Genomic DNA, 17,105 nt, shown 5'->3' on the forward strand with positions numbered 1-17,105 from the left:
CTGGCGACTCACGCGCTGCGCAAGACTTTTCCTTTAACCTGCGCAATCGCCTTCTCCAAGGCAACCTGAAACACCCCGACCAGCACATCAACTTCTTCGGCCTGAATAATCAATGGAGGCAGGAAGCGCACCACGGCACCGTGGCGTCCGCCCAGCTCCAGGATCACGCCCTGGTGCAGGCATTGACGTTGAATGGCCTGGGCCAATGCGGTATCCGCTGCCGGCACCCGGCTGTCGCCCGGTGTATCGCTGACGATTTCCACGCCGACCATCAGGCCTCGACCGCGCACCTGGCCCAGGCATGGATAGTCGCTCTGCAACTGGCGCAACGAGCTCATCAGGCGTTGGCCCATGACGTCGGCATGCCCCGGCAGGTCTTCGCTGATGATATGGCGCAGAGTTGCCGCACCTGCTGCCATGGCCATCTGATTGCCTCGGAACGTGCCGGCATGGGAGCCGGGTTTCCAGGTGTCCAGTTCTTCCCGGTAAACCACTACCGACAATGGCAGGCCACCGCCTATGGCTTTGGAAAGCACGAGAATGTCGGGTTCAATGCCCGCATGCTCGAAAGCGAAGAGTTTGCCAGTACGACCTATGCCGGTCTGCACTTCATCGATGATCAGTGCCACGCCATGCTTGCGGGTCAACTGGCGCAGGCCTTGAAGCCAGCGTACCGGCGCGGGAATCACCCCGCCCTCGCCCTGCACGACTTCGACCACGATGGCCGCCGGAGGCAACACGCCTGACTCCGGATCGCCCAAGAACTGCTCGATGAAGTGCAGCCCGGCATCGATACCCGCTTCACCGCCGATGCCGAACGGGCAGCGGTAGTCGTAGGGGTACGGCAGAAACTGCACGTCGGCCATCAGCGAACCCAGCGCCTGTTTCGGCCCCAGGTTACCCATCAGGCTCAAGGTGCCCAGAGTCATGCCGTGGTAGCCGCCGGAGAACGACAGGATCGGTTTGCGTCCGGTGGCAATACGCGCCAGTTTCAATGCTGCTTCGATGCCATCGGCACCGGTCGGGCCACAGAACTGGATACGCGCATGGCGGGCAAAGTTTTCCGGCAGCGCGTTGAACAGGTCCTCGACAAAACGATCCTTGACCGGTGTCGTCAGGTCCAGCGTATGCAGTGGCAAACCGGAGTCCAGTGTCTGGCGCATGGCTTCGATGGCGACCGGGTGGTTATGGCCCAGAGCCAGAGTCCCCGCACCCGCCAGGCAGTCCATGAACAATTGGCCTTGGGTGTCGCGTACATAAAGGCCATGCGCTTCTTGCAGGGCCAAGGGAATGCGTCGCGGGTAAGAACGGGCATTCGACTCCCGTGCAGCCTGGCGCTGCAAGTACTCATTGGTGTTCAGTTCACGTGGGGCTTGCTGACGAAACTGTTCCAGTGTGAAGGCAGCACTGGACGCCTGGCGGGGCTGGACGCTTTCCATATTGAATCCCTGAAGTTGAAAATACGGTCGCAGGCGATCAGCCCTGCCCTTGTACCTGCATGGCCTGGCGCAGGCTCAGCGGGCGCATGTCGGTCCAGACTTTCTCGATATAGCTCAGGCATTCTTCCTTGCTGCCCTGAACATCGAGGGTGCGCCAGCCTTCAGGCACACTGCGGTAATCCGGCCAGATCGAGTACTGTTCCTCACCATTGACTACAACCAGAAAGCGCGTATCCGGACTGTCCAGACTCATTGTTTTTCTCCTTGGTAGGTTCTTGATACATTCTCGATACATTACTACGAATGGTAGCAATTCTCATTAATATTTTATTGCCGATGCAGCGTTTTCAGTCGTCGATAGCCAGGATGAACAGTCGCAAGACGCTGACACCCTGTTTATACTTCCAGCCCCCTCTGAACGATAACTGCTCTCAACAAGCGGTCCACGGATGAGTCGATGATTCCCAGCCTTGCTCCGCTGTTCACCGGTCCTCTCGCCGACTACGGTGAGAAACTGCAACTGCGCAGCCTTCCACGGGCCGACGTGCCGGGTGACCTGTTTTTCGAGCACGAGCATTTCAGTGCCTTCGTCGATGGCCTGCTGCTGCGCTACAAGACCGATGAACGCCTGGCCCTGGTGTCACTGTGGTCCAAGTGGTACTTCAGCACGTTCATGGCTCCGGTCATGGCCACCAGCCTGCTGCAACAATGCGAACTGCCGCTGGCCCTGGCCGATACCGGCTTGCAACTGGGTGACGATTCCAGACCCAAGGCGCTGCATCTGGCCCATGCTGGCAATCCTCTGCCTCCCTGCTCTGCCTTCGAGCGCTTTCATGGCCTGATCGACGGTCATCTGACCCCCGTCATCGAAGCGCTGGTCAAAGTCACTCGCGCATCGCCCCGGCTGTTCTGGAGCAATGCCGGCAACACCTTCGAGTTCGTCACCAGCCGTCTCGACCTGCACCCGCTGGCCAGCCCCCAGAGCACCGCACCGGCCAGGGAGATCCTCACTGCCCGACTGCGCCCTGACGGCCGACGCAATCCGCTGTTCGCCCCCGTGCGCTATCACGACACCGGCGAGAACGAGCCCCTGCGCCTGAGGCGCATCTGCTGCATTCGCTACCGTCTTCCCGGTGTCGGCTATTGCAGCAGTTGCCCTCTGGATGAATGCAGGCAGCAGGACTGACTGCCGCCCTCATTTCACCAGTTGGAAAGGGTTTTCGGTCTCGCGGTCGTAATCCACCAGATGGCCGTAGTCGAGGCGATAGACCCGGTCGGCAACATCGAAATAGCGGTCGTCATGGGTAATGGCGATTACCGTCTTGCCGGCAGCCTTCAACTCGGGCAGCAGATCGTTGTAGAACACATGCCGGAATACCGGGTCCTGATCCGCCGCCCATTCGTCCAGCAGGAAGACTTCCCGGCCTTCCATCATCAGCATCAACAGCGCCAGGCGTTTGCGCTGGCCCATGGACAAGGATGTGGTGGACAGGCGCCCGGCCGCGAACTCGACTTTATGGGCCAGCCCCAGACGCTCCAGATAATGATCCACCCGAGCCTCAAGCCCTTCATGATTACCTGCTTCGCCCAGCACATCGGCGAACAGATAGAAGTCGGCAAAGATGGCGGCGAAATGCTCGCGATGCCACTCGCTGGTGCTGATATCGAGCACCACATCATTGAGTGAAACCTGGCCCGAAGTGGGTACGTAGAGCCCTGTCAGCAACTTGGCCAGGGTCGATTTGCCACTGCCATTGCCGCCGACAATGAAAATCAGCTCGCCACGGCGAATCGACAGGTCGATCGGCCCCAACTCAAAGGCAAACTCGTCACTCTGGCCGGGATAGCGATAACGCACGTTCGACAGGCGCAGCTCCTCAAAGGGTTGCGACGCCTGTGCGGGCGCCGTGAACTGCACCGTTTCGCCCAGGGCCAGAGCATCGATGGCCTGCAAAGCCACATGACCGCGAATGACTGCCGGAATGGCATCGAGGATCATCGAGATCGGCGTGCGCAGGAACATGATTGCCAGTACGTAGCCCACCACCACCTGCTGGTTCAGCCAGCCAAGCCCCTGGCCAAGAAAGAACAGCGTACCGATCAGCACGAATACCAGCAGAGTCGTCCAGTTGAGGTTGATCGCCCACAAGGTATCGGCGCGCACCGAGGCATCCAGCGACGCCCGTGCGATGGGCTCCAGCTTGTGCTGATAGAGCTGATGCCGGCGCTCGCGGCTCAGGCCCAGTTCGCAGCGACCATGAATGGCCGCCTCGAACTGCTCGGTCAACTGGTCATCCTGGCGCCGTACCGCCTGCATCAGAGCCTTGACCTTGCGCCCGAGCAACACATCCAGGCCGACCCCGAAGGCAATCACCACCAGCGTCAGGAAAAAGAACGGCAGGCTCAGCCACGCCATGTACGCCAGCCCTGCCAGCAACAGCAAGCCGTTGTACAGGGAAATCGGCAGTTGCTTGAATGCCGTGGCGACTGTAGTCACGTCCTTGGTCAGGGCGTTGTAGATGCGCGGGCTGCCCAGCCGCTCGATACGTTCCAGAGCAGTGCCCAGCACCTTGCCCACCAGCCGCAGCCGCAACTGGTAAACCAGACGATGACCAATCTGTACCAGCAACCATTGCGAGGTGACACCGCTGATAAACAGCAGGATCAACAAGCCACCGAACATCAGCAAGGCCTGGCCGATATCGCCAGGGCCTTGTTCCAGACTGCGGTTGATGTAGCCGATCAGGCCGATACTGGCCGCTGCACTCAAGGCACTGCTCAGCACCGCAAGAAAGATGCGCCATCGAGCGTTATGCAGCAGTTCTTTCAATAGAATCATGATGCCGATACCGCCTTGGCAGAGGTTTGCAACAATAGAGGCAACAGGCTTTCAGCCAGTCGAGGCTCGCCCGGTATATCGTGATGCCCCACGTCCAGTACCCACTGGCGAACGGGGTGCTGCGTATACGCTTGCCACTGGGTACGCAAGTCACCATGGACATTGCCGCGCCAGAGCCAGACCGGCACATCGACAACAGGCAAGGTCTGCTCATACAGGCGCGTCTTGATCGAGCGATATTGCCCCAGCAGCGCCAGCAGTTCGGCGTCGGCCGCTTCCCATTGCAGATGCGAGCGTACCTGAGGATCGTTGAGCAACAGCGTAACGCCTTCGGCATAGTCATGACCGGCCAGCAGCCCCGTCAAACGCTCTCTTAACGATTCGCCAATCGGCTGCGCGTGGCTGCGGCAATAGAAGGCAAAGTCGGCAATCAACTGCCCTGCCTCATCGCCCTCGCCCGCCAGACTGCGCTGGGCATCGTGATCGAGCACGGCGAGCCCGGCGATGTTAAAACCACGGGCCTGCAAGTGCGGCACCAGCAACAAGGCCAGCCGCGAAGCCAGGCTCCAGCCCAGCAGCACCAGCGGGCGCTGCTTCAATTCGGCAGGAATGCTCGCCACATATTGCTGCAACAGCGTATCCATATCGCTTTCGTCCCAGCCTTTTTCCAGGGCTGCAAGGCCGAAGACCGAGACGTGGGCGCCAAGGTTGTCCGCCAGTGGCTGATACGCCTGTAGATGCCCTTGGGCTCCGTGTACCAGCAGCAAGGCGGGTGACTGTTCATCGGCTTCCTTCAAGACTTTCCAGGGGCCGCTGCTCTCGCCATTGCCAAGGCCACTTACCAGATCACGCACGGTATGGCGCTCGAACAGCAGATTGGTCGGCAGGTTGAGCGACAGACGCTCGCGCAGCAGAGACACCACCTTGATCGCCGCCAATGAATGCCCGCCGACCGTAAAGAAGTTATCGGTCACGCCCAGGTCGTCGACACCCAGCACTTCGCACCAGATGGCCAGAATGGCGGTTTCCAGTTCACCGACCGGCGCCACTCGCGTGTTTTGCAGGCGTTGCCGGGCACGTTCCAACAGGTTCTTGCGATCCAGCTTGCCGTTGCTGTTCAGTGGCAGTGCCTTGAGTTCCAGAATACCGCTGGGCAGCATGTAGTCCGGTAGCTGGCGAGCCAGACTGGCGCGCAGTTGATCTGTTGTCTGAGAGCCGGACTCGTCCTTGACGATAAAGGCCAGCAGACGCGCATGATCGCCTTCGCCATCCAGCAGCACAGCAGCCTGCAAAACGCCTTGCTGGCCCAACAGCGCCTGTTCGACTTCCGCCAGCTCCAGGCGAAAACCGCGAATTTTCACTTGCTGATCGTTGCGCCCCAGAATGCGCAGTGCGCCATCAGCCTGACGCAAGGCCAGATCGCCGGTGCGATACAGGCGACTGCCGCTGAGCGGGTCGATGCCAAAGGCAGAGCCGCCCACATCCCCTACATAGCCGCGCCCGACACTGCTACCACTGATGCACAACTCACCGGCCTGCCCAGGCGGAACTGGTCGTTGCTGTTCATCGAGCAGATGGATGCGGTTATCGCCCAGCACCTGGCTCAATGCACTGCCTGCCACGCCCTGATCGAGATCAATCGCTCGCCATAGCACGCCGACCGTGGTTTCGGTCGGGCCGTAGTGGTTGTACAAGCGACAGGCCGGTTTCGCCTCGGCCAGACGGCTCAGCAAATGCTCACCGACGGGTTCCCCGCCCAGCACCAGGACCTTGCGAGGAAGAATGTCGGCAGCGTGCTCGCCCATCAGGGCCTCAAGATGCGAAGGGACGATCTTGAGGACATCCAGCGGATGACGCTGAAGTTCTTCGGCAAACGCCCGGGCATCGGTCACGGTGGACTGCTCCAGCACATGCACGCACCCGCCTTGCAGCCAGGCCGGGAACAGCACAGTGTTGCCCAGGTCCGCGAGCAACGACGACACCAGTCCATAATGCCCGCCCTCGGGCAATTGCAGCGCCCGGGTCACTTGCGTGGCGTAATGGCGTAACTGGGCCTGTTCGATCTGCACGCCTTTAGGCTTGCCACTGGTGCCCGAGGTATAGAGCACGTAGGCCAGGTCTTGGGCAGCAACAGGTTGCGGCGTCTCGAACAGCGGGCCATTGCTGGCCTCTGACCAGCTCAGAGTCCTGAGCGACGTTTCGGGCAGCAGGTCTTCCACATGCAGCAACAGCGCCGGTCGAGCGTCGTCGAGAATACCGGCCAGACGCAACGGTGGCTGCTTGGGGTCCAGCGGCAGATATGCGGCACCGACCTTGAAGCAGGCCAGCATCGCCACCAGCATTTGCGCGCCGCGTGGCAGGTAAAGACCGACCAGTTGCTCGCGTCCCACACCGGCCTGATGCAGGCTGCCGGCCACACGGTCGCTCAGGGCATCGAGTTCGGCGTATGAGAATATTTGATCCGCATAGCGTAATGCCGGCCGATCCGGTTGGGTCCGGGCGTGAGTACGCAAGGTCGCGATGATATCGAGATCGGTCTCAAGAGCCGGACGCGCCGGTGCCGGCAGCAGTTCCTCGGGCAAATGAAGGTCGAAGCCATTGATCAACCCGTTGGGCGACTGCACCAGTTGCTCCAGCCAATGGGCAAAACGCTGCAGCAATACCTGCGCCTGCTCGCCACGGTACAAACCGCAGTCATAGGCCAGCGCCAGTTGACCGCTGCCTTGTGCATCGAGGGTCAATTGCACGTGCAGTTCGACCGGCGTATCGAAAGACAACATTTGCAAGTCTTGCAGTTGCGGCGTGTACAGCACTCTCAGCCCGGTCTGGAAACTGGCGCGCCATTCCGGCAGCAGTTGGGCCTGGCCTGCATATTCCTGCCACTCGACAGCGTTTTCCAGCTGACGGGCCAGTTGCCGGGCCAGATTGACCAGGGTGCTGTGTTCGGAAAGCTGCACCACCATCGGCAGGGTCTGCTCGAAAACCCCATAAGCGCCCTGCAACTCTTCATAGTCATCGCGAGGATCATGCTGCAAGCCAAGCTGGCCATGCTGCTGACCATTGAGCCTGCCCAGCAGCGACCCCCAGGCTGCAAGTACCAGTTGCTCGACTTCCACGCCTTCGCGCTCGGCCAGCGCATTCAATGCAACCGGCAATGTACGGGCAAGTTCCAGGCTGACCCGCGCATGGCTGCCACTGGCGATGCCATAGCGTTCGATCAGTCGCATGCCCGGCACATCCTGTAAAGCCAGGTTGCGCCAGAACTGCGCGCCCTGCTCGGCATCTTCGTCCAGTTGCAGGCCGTTGATCCACTCGACATATTCGCCGTATTGCATGGGTTCGGCTTCAAGCGCTGCACTACGACCCAGTAATTCGTCCTGCAACTGGATCAGGCTGCGCTGATCAAGCGAATAGACCGGGACCGCCAACAACAGGCTGTCGTCCAGCAGCCAGGCCAGTACATCCGGTTGTTCTGTCTGGCAATGGCTTCGGGCCTGCTCCAGCCAGCCTTGTGCATCATGACCATCGCTGGCCTGAGCCTGACGCCAGTCCAGGCGCAGCTCGCTGAGTTCGGTAACCCGCTGGCGCAGCGCAGTAGCACCGACCGGGCGCTGATAGCGCAGGCGCAGGGCCTCATGTTGTTCCAGGCAGGCTCGCAGGCGTTGTTCGATCGTGCCTGCGGGCACGCCCGCCAGTTGCATCCGTACCCAGCGCCAGGCCTGTGGATTGGTCTGGGCAAGCTGTTTCTGTTGCGGTGAAAGCGTTAATCCAAGATCCATCATGGGTTCAACTCTGCGTGGGTCTCTTCGGTCTGCGCGGGGGCAGCCATTACCTGATCACGGCCATAGATCTCGCCCATGGCCACCACAATCTTTCGCTCGCCGTCGAACGGGTCCCGTGCGTGGGCCGCCAGCATGTTATCGAGCATGACCACATCGCCTTGCTGCCAGTCAAAACGCACAGCACAACGGTCGTAGGCAGCGTTAATGGCCTCGATGGCGCTTTCTTCAAGCTCCGAGCCATCGCCGTAGAACACCTGCCTCGGCATGGTCGCCGCGCCGTCGCGCAGGAACTGCTCGCGGATATCGGCATCCAGAAAGGCCGGATGGTAGAGCTGGATCTGGTTGAAGAAGCTCTCCTCGCCGGTCAGTGGATGCAGGATCACAGCCGGGCAGACCTGGCGAGTGTGCAGGTCGTTGGCGCCGCGCCACTGGAATTCGATATTGCTTTCACGGCAGATCCGCTCGACTTCGGCACGTTCCTCGGTCTGGAAGAAGTGCTGCCAGCTGACGTCCAGGCTGGTGCTGAAATTGCGCACATACATCAGTTGTTTGCTGCGCAGTTTCGCCTGCAACCAGGCCGGCAGTTCACGATAGACCTCGCGGCTGTCGACAATCGGCGTCGCGCCACCGGTGGTGGCCGGAATCTCGCAGTAGAACCACTGCCGACGCGGCCAGCGATGCTGATGCGCGCTTTCGTTGTGGAACAGGATCATCCGGTCCTTGGGGTATGGCGTGGACTTGTAGATGTTCTTGCCGCCCTCTTTTTTCGGCAGGTCACCGTACTGGCCATAAAGCTGCGGGCACAGGGCCTGGCAAAAGGTCTCGAAATCGACCGGTGTCGGCAGGTCGAAACCACGGAACAGAATGCCGCCATGCTCGCGCAGCCAGTTTTCTACCTTGTCACGGTTGGCCTCGGCCCAGATGGCCGGTGCCAGTTCACGGTCGCGCAGAGTCACCAGCAAGGGGAATTTCGAGCCTTCGCGCAACGGCCGGGCCTCGATGGGCTCGCGGGTGGCCGGGGTGCCACTCTGGCGCATCTTGCCCAATTTGCTCATCTTGCGTTGCACCGGGTTGTCCGTGGACATTGCAGCAGCTCCCTTTACAGTCGGAATCAAGGTATCGATAGGGTTTTCAGGCGCGCCGAGGGCCATTTCCAGCAGCGACTCGAAAGCGTCTCGCAGGCGTTCGATCGTGGCCGGGCGGAACAGGCTGGTGCGATACACCCAGCGCAGGCTGATCGCATCACCGTCTTCACTGGCAAACAGCGCCATGTCGAACTTGGAATGATGCTGCTCGCCGGTCAGCGGCTCGACCTGCAGGTTGCCCAACTGGCGTTGCTGACGCGGCGTGTTGTCCAGGACAAACAGCGTTTGCAGCAACGGATGCAGGTTGGCCACGCGCGGCAGTTCCAGGCATTCAACGACACGCTCGAATGGCGTGTCCTGCCAGGCGAACGCTTGCAGGCAAACCTCTCTGACCTGTTGCGCCTGCTCCCGGAAACTCAGTTCCGGTTGCAGACGGATACGCAAGGCCAGCAGGTTGACGAAGAAGCCGATCAGCGACTCGGTATCCGGGTGGTCACGATTCGCCACATCGGTGCCGATTACCAGGTCCCGGCCTTGAGTCTCGCGCTGCAACACGGCGGCATAACAGGTCAGCAACAGCATGAACGGTGAAGTGCCGCTGTCCTGGCCAAAGGCCTTCAGGCGCTCTACCGTTGCGGCTGACAACTGGAAGTCCAGCGCTGCACCAGTACCGGTGTCGCGTTCCGGGCGCGGAAAGTCGAACGGCAATGGCACTTGCGACGGGATACCCGCCAGGGTACGTCGCCAGAAGTCCAGACCTTCACGCTGACGCAACTGAACTGCGGGCGAACCTTGCCACACGGCATAGTCGACGTACTGGATCGGCAGTTCGCCCTGCGCGGGTTGCAGGCCTGCGCTGTAGGCTTCGTAGCCCTGAATCAGCTCATCCACCAGCACCGCGCCGGACCATCCATCTGAAGCGATATGGTGCATGACCAGTTGCAGCACATGTTCCTGCTCGCCAGTGCGATACAGCACCGCACGCAATGGCGCCTCACTGCCCAGATCGAAAGGTCGCAACGCAACCTCCCGGGCCTCGGCCGGCCATTGGGCTTCACTGGAGGCGATCACTTGCAGCTCTACCGACAGATCCCCATGAATCCGCTGGCGCAACTCGCCGCCCTGCTGGTGATAAGTGGTGCGCAAGATGGCATGCCGACTTACCAGTAGCTGCAATGAGCGTTGCAGGGATTGCTCGTCCAGCTCTCCGCGCAAACGCACGTTGCTGCTCATGTTGAAACTGCTGTCGGCCAGATCCAGTTGCTGCATCAGCCAGACCCGCTGCTGCGCCGAAGACAAGGGCTGTTCGATTTGCTGATCGACGTGAGGAATCGCCAGCGAGCCGATATCCAGATCACGCGCCAGGCCTTCGAGCCGCGCAGCCAGTTCAGCCAGTACCGGGGTCTCGAACAGCCAGCGCAGCGGCACTTCGAAACCCTGCTCGCGCAAGCGCCCACGCACCTGGGCAGCCATCAGCGAATGCCCACCCAACTGGAAGAAGTGGCCGTCGACTGGAATCTGCTGGCGTTTCAACACTGCGCCCCAGACTTCAGCCAGCAAGGTTTCGCTGGCCGATAGCGGACGCTGGACGGCGCTGCTGGCAGAGGTTTCCAGTTGCAAGCGTGGCAATTGCTTGCGATCCACTTTGCCGTTGGTGTTAAGAGGCAACTGTTCCAGTGCCTGCATATGCGTCGGCAGCATGTAAACCGGCAAGCGCGCCTGCAAATAGTCGCGGATCTCGGTTTCGTCGGGCGGGCTGCCTGCCTCTGCAACCCAGAAGGCAGCCAGATGCTCGCCCTGCACCGCCACGACCGCCTGAACCAGTTTCGGGTGACTGAGCAGAACCGCCTCGATCTCGCCCAGTTCGATACGGAAACCGCGCAGTTTGATCTGATCGTCGGTACGGCCCAGGTAATACAACTGCCCGTCGGGTTGCCAGCGCGCCAGATCGCCTGTGCGGTACAGGCGACTGCCATCGGTGCTGAACGGATCGGCAATGAAGCGCTCTGCTGTCAGGCCCGGTTGCCCTGCATAACCACGGGCCAGACCATCACCGGCGATATACAGCTCACCCACGCAGCCAGGCGGCACTTCGCACAAATGCTCATCGAGCACGTGGCAACGGGTGTTGAGCAATGGCCGGCCAATAGGCGCGACAGGTAATTGCAGCGCATCGATCGGGGTCTGGGTAGACCATACGGTGGTTTCTGTCGGGCCATAGACGTTGACCAGATGAGCCACGGATTGCCGCAGCTCAGTCGCCATTTCCGCCGATAGCGCTTCACCACCGGCCAGTGCCACACGCCCGGCCAGCACTTGGCTGTCGCCCTGCAACAGCATGGCCCAAGTGGCAGGTGTTGCCTGAATCAGCTCCACGGACTGATTCTTGATCAGACTGGCGAGCAACACAGGGTCCTGACGCTCTTCATCATCGGCCAGCACCACGGAACCGCCGCGCACCAGCGGCAGGCACAGCTCCAGACCGCAGATATCGAAGGTGACAGTGGTCAAGGCCAGGTAACGCTGCACGTTGTCCAGTGGCAACGCTTGCTCCATGGCCAGCAGGAAGTTAGCAAAGTTGCCGCGACTGATCTGCACGCCCTTGGGCTGCCCGGTGGAGCCCGAGGTGTAGAGGGTATACGCCAGTTGCTGAAGGTTTCTGCCCAGCGCCGGAGCCTGTGCCGGGAACTGCGCCAGCGGCAGATCGGCCCAGAGGTAGCTGCGCAGTTGCTCCGGCAAGTCGGCAGCCCGCGCATCGCAGAGCAGCAAGTGTGGCTGCGCCCGATTGAGAATCTGCGCCTGACGGGCCGCTGGATGACCGGGATCGAGCGGCAGGTAGGAAGCCCCGGCTTTCTGGATTCCCAGCATGCACACCAGCAGTCTTTCGTCTCGCGGCAGGCAGAAGGCAACCGCCGATTCGTGACCGACGCCCTGCGCCAGCAGCCAATGGGCCAGCCGGTTGGCCTGAGCATCCAGCGCTGCGTAGCTCAAGCGACGGTCTGCGCTGAATACCGCGACGCGCTCGGGATGCAGGGCCGCCTGTACTTCAAAGCGCGTCACAAAATCCGCTTCGCAGTACACGTCCATGGACATGCCAGAGGTGGCCAGTCTTGCAACCGAATCCAGCGGCACTTCCAGCAGGTTCTGCTGAAGATCGAGGCGGGTCAGGCTGCCGAGCAGGCCCTGATAATCCTCGACCAGACGCTGAGCGGTTTCAGGACGCAGCAGCGCGGTGGCGTACTCGACAATCAGGCGGGTATTGGCATCGATGCCACGGCCTTGGGTGAACAGATTGAACGTCAGATCGAACTTGGCACTGACCACGCCGTCCGGCAGTGCCAGTGATTCGACGCTGACGCCCGGCAGGCTGAAACGGCGGGAGTCGCCATGGTCGATCTGGTAGTTGAACAGGTTCTGGAACACCGGCGTGCGATCCAGGTGGCGCTCGAAGTCCAGCTTGTCCAGCAGTTGCTCGAACGGCAACTCCTGATGGGCCATGTCATCGGCCAGTTGCCCGTTCAGGGTCTTGATGAACGATTGCAGGCTTTGTCGGGCATCGATCTGTACACGGTGAGCCAGGGTGTTGACGAACAGGCCGACCAACGCCTGACCCGCTGCCGACTCACGCCCTGCCACCGGCAAGCCGATGGCGAAATCAGTGCGCCCGGCATGACGCCACAGCAGAAGCTGGTAAGCAGCAAAGTACAGCACGAAAGGCGTAACGCCCAACGCTCGGGCCTGTGCATCGACTGCCGCGCTCAGAACACCCGGCAAGACAAATTCGTCACGGGCACCTTCGTAGGCCTGCACCGCTGGCCGCAGACAGTGATCGGGCAGCTCAAGAGGTTCATTGCCCAGACCTTGCAGGCGCTGCTGCCAATAACCCAGCAATTGCTGGCCTTGCTCGCCGTCCAGACGTTGCCGCTGCTCTTTGATGAACGGCAGCAAACCGGTTGTTGCAGGTGTTGGCCGGTCCTGATAGATCAGCGCAAAGTCCTTAACCAGCAAGCCCATGGACCAACCGTCCACGGCAATGTGATGCACATTGAACAGCAGACGGTAATCATCCGGCGCCACGCTGAATACATCGATGGCCAGCAACGGTCCGTTGACCAGATCGAAGACACGTCGGGCGGCCTTGGCGATGGTTGCCTGTTGCTCGGACTCGCTCAGGCCGCTGAGGTCATGCACATTGAAGATCGGCGTGCCTGTCTCCTCCAGACGCTGCCAGACCTGCCCTTGCTCTTCAAAGAAACGGCAGCGCAGCGCTTCATGCCGATGGACCAGCGCCTGACAAGTGCCTTGCAGTCGCGGCACATCCAGATTGCCGCGCAAGGCCAGCAACTGAGTGACGTTATAAGCCGTTTGCGCCGGATCGAGTTGTTGCATGAACCACACCCGTTGCTGAGCGTGGGACAAGGGCTGAGGTTGATTGGCTGCCTGGGCCACTGCCTGCGGCGCAACGGCGGGTGCTGTGACGGGTTTCAGCACACCGGCCAATTGCCGAGGCGTCGGGTTTTCAAGCAGCTGCCGAGGCATAAGGCGCAATTCGGCCTTACGCAGGCGGGCAATCAATTGCAGGCTGAGGATCGAGTCGCCACCTGCGGCAAAGAAGTCGGCATCCGCCCCAAGCCCCGGTTGTTCAAGCAACTCGCGAAAGGCATCAAGAACCGTGGACAAGGCCGGCTGCTGGCGGCAATCGATGCATAGGGCCATGCCCGCCAGCGTGGAATGCTGCAGGACGTCCCGAGGTTTCAACTTGAGCCCGGCGCGGGAAGCGAAGCCGATCAGTTGCAGACTGAGAATCGAATCGCCACCGAGGGCGAAAAAGTCATCTTCTCGCCCGACCTGCGCACAACCCAGCACCTGGCACCACAACTGCGCCAGATGCTGCTCCGTGGCTCCCATCGGTGGCTGAGCGACTGCGCTTGCTGCTTCAGTTCCAGCCGGCTCCGGCAAGGCGCGGCGATCCAGTTTGCCATTGGCGGTCAGCGGCAGTGTGTCCAGCACCAGCCAGTGGGCAGGCAGCATATGCTCCGGCAATTGATGCCTGGCCTCGGCTTGCACGTCAGCCAGTTCCTCAGCGCTCAGCGCGGGGCTGATATACGCCACCAGTTGTGTCCGGCCTTTGATTTCCTGTGCCAGCACCGCACCTTCGCGAACCTGTGGCCGGGCATTGAGCCAGGCGCTGACTTCGCCCGGTTCGACGCGGAAACCACGGATCTTGACCTGATCATCCTGACGACCGAGGAACACCAGACGCCCGTTACGATCCAGGCGAACCCGGTCGCCGCTGCGATAAAAGCGCTGGTGCTGGCTATGGCCATGACCCTGAGCCGTAGAACCGAATGCCTTTGCAGTCAGTTCAGGCTGGCCGAGATAACCCTGTGCAACCTGTGGGCCTGCAATCAACAGCTCACCGGCCACGCCCAGCGGAACCGGAATGTCATTGCCATCGACAATGCGCAGTTCACAGTCTGCCAATGGCTGACCCAAGGGCAGATACTGCCCCGACTCCAGTGAATCGATGGACGAAATTTCGCCACAGATCACGCCGACCGTGGTTTCCGAAGGCCCGTAGTGGTTGAAGATGCGCAGTTGCGGTGCCAGTTCGCGTACTTGCGTGAACAACGCCTGATCGAAGCCTTCGCCACCCAGAATCAGCACCTCTCTTGGCAACACCCGTCGGGCATCGTCCAGTGCCAGCAAACCGCGCAAATGCGAGGGTGCGATTTTCAGGCAGTCCACCGGCTGCTGGTCGAGGAAGTCGGCCCAGCCCGGTGGGTCGAAGGTCAGGGATGCGGGCGGCAGAACAAGAGGATCACCGGCATTCAGGGCTGCGAATACGCACGTCAGGCCCAGATCCGCAGCCACGGTGGCCAGGGTCGCCCAACGGCTGCCAGACTTTGCCTGCAAACGTTGGCCAACAGCCGTCGCGTAATGCGCCACATTGGCATGGGTGACCAGCACGCCTTTGGGCTGACCGGTCGAACCCGAGGTATAGATGAGGTAAGCAGGCAGTTGCGGCTGGCTCAGGCTTTGGCCCGAACCCACAGGCGCGTCAGCCGACCAGTCGCCAGCACTCAGCTCAAGGCGCGCAATGTCGACACCGGTTTCAGGCGCTTCGGCCAGGGTCAGCCACAGGCTTGCGCCACTGTCCTGCAACAGTTGCGCAAGTCGCTGCGGCGGCTGGGCCGGATCGAGAAACAGGCAGACCGCACCGCGCTGCCAGCAAGCCAGAGTCGCCAGCAACTGCTCGGCGCAACGAGGCATGCACAGTGCAACCACATGACCCGGCCCGACGCCCTGCCCGGCCAGCTTTGCAGCCAACGACCGGCTGGCGGAACCCAGCGTTGCATAGTCAATGTTCTGCCCAGCGCTGCACAAGGCCGGCGCGGTCGGTGTATGGGTCGCCCAGTGCTGGACTTGCCGGTCCAGCGGCAAGGGCGTCGAGCCCAATGCCGGACCGCTCAGTTCGCTCGCTGGCGAAACCAGTTGCAGTTCGGACAGACGACGCTGGGGATGGCTGGCAGCCTGCCCAAGAATTGCCAGCAGGTCGTCCAGCATCTGCTCGACCGTGGCGGCATCGAACAATTCGTCGCTGTATTCCAGCTCGCAGCGCAGCCGCGAGTCGGCGGTGCGGACCATGCGCAGCGTCAGGTCGAAACGGGCATGGCGCTGCGGCGGGTCAAGCACTTCGACCGCAACACCGGGCAGTTCCAGAGTACGGCTTGCGGGCAAGTCGACCTGTACGAACATGACCTGGAACAGCGGGCTTGAACGTGGGCGCTCAAGGCTTTCCAGCACATTCTCGAACGGCAGCAATTGATGATCGAAGGCGGCTGCGACGGTGTCACGGGTGCGCAGCAGTGCGCTGGTGAAGTCAGGGTTGTCCTGCAACTGCTGGCGGATCACCAACGTGTTGAGCAACGGGCCGATCAAGGGCACCAGTTCCGGCCGGTCACGCTGGGCGGCGGAAGTACCCAGACACAAATCGTTTTCGCCGCTGTAGCGGGACAGCAGACAACTGAAAGCGGTCAGGCCATAGATGTACAGCGTCACTCCCTGCTTGCGAATGGCTGCTTCGACTGCTGTCGTCAGTTCTTGCGAAAGCTCACGGGCAAGCACGGCACCGCTATGCCGGCGTTGGCTGGCTGCCGGGCGTGCTCGGTCCAGAGGCAAGGCCAGCGGCGCCGGAGCATCTGCCAGTTGAGCGCGCCAGAACTCGATGTGCTGCTGGCAACTGTCGCTGTCCAGCCACTCCTGTTCCCAGGCCGCGTAATCGGCGTACTGAATGCTCAACTCGGGTTGCCGGGCAGGTTCATTCCGTGCGAGCGCCCGATAAGCCTCGGCCAGTTCCAGAGTGAGCTGCTGAGCCGACCAGGCATCGTAGGCCACGTGATGGATGGTGAAAAACAGCCAGGTCGACTGGCCCTGCACATCGCTGAAGGCCTGCCAGCGCCAGGGTGCAGACTGGGCAAGATCGAAGGGTTCGGCGAGCTGGCGTGCGTATTCGTCGGCACACCATTGCTCGTAGTCGGCAGCCTCCAGTGTCAAGCGTTCGACCTTTGGCAGAGACACCTGCAAAGGTTCGCAATGGGGCTGCAACTGACCTTGCGCATCGGTCGTGTAGCGTGTGCGCAGGATCTGATGACGGTCGCTCAACTGCTGCATGGCCTGTTGCAGACGCTGGCCATCCAGGTCGCGGTCGAAACGCAGCACCGAGCACAGGTTGTAGAGCGCACGACTGCTCAGGGCTTCAGCCGACAGAAAGCGCCGTTGCGCCTGAGCCAGAGGCAGGTTTTGGCCTTCGCCGAGTACGGCAGGCACTATCGGCAGACGCCAGCTATCGATGCCCTTCTCGGCCAGACGCTGGCGGAACAGCTTTTTCTTGTCCGCAGGCAAGGAAGCCAGTCGCTGTGCAATCTCCAGGAACGCTTGTTGCGTCATCCCACTCATT

General features: G+C 61.3%; 6 protein-coding genes. 1 reads left to right on the forward strand and 5 read right to left on the reverse strand.

Features of this window, described 5'->3' with window-relative positions; genetic code table 11:
* Positions 1–8: 8 nt before the first annotated feature.
* Both ACODS3_RS07180 and ACODS3_RS07185 read right to left on the reverse strand, forming a co-directional pair.
* Positions 9–1,439: a diaminobutyrate--2-oxoglutarate transaminase gene (locus ACODS3_RS07180; protein ID WP_489033888.1), complete on the reverse strand. Its 1,431-nt coding sequence runs from the start codon at positions 1,437–1,439 to the stop codon at positions 9–11.
* A gap of 37 nt (positions 1,440–1,476) precedes the next feature.
* On the reverse strand, positions 1,477–1,692 hold the full coding sequence (locus tag ACODS3_RS07185) for an MbtH family protein (RefSeq protein ID WP_201000603.1): 216 nt from the start codon (positions 1,690–1,692) through the stop codon (positions 1,477–1,479).
* Between the two features lie 204 nt (positions 1,693–1,896).
* Here ACODS3_RS07185 and fhuF point away from each other — a divergent pair, with 204 nt between their 5' ends.
* Positions 1,897–2,625 carry a siderophore-iron reductase FhuF gene (gene fhuF / locus ACODS3_RS07190; RefSeq protein ID WP_489033889.1) on the forward strand — a complete coding sequence of 243 codons (729 nt, stop codon included), beginning with the start codon at positions 1,897–1,899 and terminating at the stop codon, positions 2,623–2,625.
* Positions 2,626–2,634: 9 nt separating this feature from the next.
* On the opposite strand, the gene ACODS3_RS07195 is transcribed toward fhuF, so the two are convergent.
* From ACODS3_RS07195 to ACODS3_RS07205, 3 genes are read right to left on the reverse strand one after another with little or no spacing between them, the layout of a single operon-like run.
* A complete protein-coding gene (locus tag ACODS3_RS07195; protein ID WP_489033890.1) occupies positions 2,635–4,278 on the reverse strand; it encodes a cyclic peptide export ABC transporter in 1,644 nt (547 codons plus the stop codon).
* A complete protein-coding gene (locus ACODS3_RS07200) occupies positions 4,275–8,060 on the reverse strand; it encodes a non-ribosomal peptide synthetase (protein WP_489033891.1) in 3,786 nt (1,261 codons plus the stop codon). Before ACODS3_RS07200 ends, ACODS3_RS07195 begins: the two co-directional genes overlap by 4 nt.
* The gene (locus ACODS3_RS07205; RefSeq protein ID WP_489033892.1) at positions 8,057–17,104 is read right to left on the reverse strand and encodes an amino acid adenylation domain-containing protein; all 9,048 of its coding nucleotides are present in this window, start codon (positions 17,102–17,104) and stop codon (positions 8,057–8,059) included. The genes ACODS3_RS07200 and ACODS3_RS07205 overlap by 4 nt, the downstream gene beginning before the upstream one ends.
* Between the last annotated feature and the right edge of the window lies 1 nt (position 17,105).

Source organism: Pseudomonas sp. FG43, from assembly GCF_057809175.1.

What these genes read in the sequence shown, in the direction of transcription:
- ACODS3_RS07205 (WP_489033892.1), bottom strand. Translation starts at nt 17,104, where the DNA reads ATGAGTGGGATGACGCAACAAGCGTTCCTGGAGATTGCACAGCGACTG.
- fhuF (WP_489033889.1), top strand. Translation starts at nt 1,897, where the DNA reads ATGATTCCCAGCCTTGCTCCGCTGTTCACCGGTCCTCTCGCCGACTAC.
- ACODS3_RS07200 (WP_489033891.1), bottom strand. Translation starts at nt 8,060, where the DNA reads ATGATGGATCTTGGATTAACGCTTTCACCGCAACAGAAACAGCTTGCC.
- ACODS3_RS07180 (WP_489033888.1), bottom strand. Translation starts at nt 1,439, where the DNA reads ATGGAAAGCGTCCAGCCCCGCCAGGCGTCCAGTGCTGCCTTCACACTG.
- ACODS3_RS07195 (WP_489033890.1), bottom strand. Translation starts at nt 4,278, where the DNA reads ATGATTCTATTGAAAGAACTGCTGCATAACGCTCGATGGCGCATCTTT.
- ACODS3_RS07185 (WP_201000603.1), bottom strand. Translation starts at nt 1,692, where the DNA reads ATGAGTCTGGACAGTCCGGATACGCGCTTTCTGGTTGTAGTCAATGGT.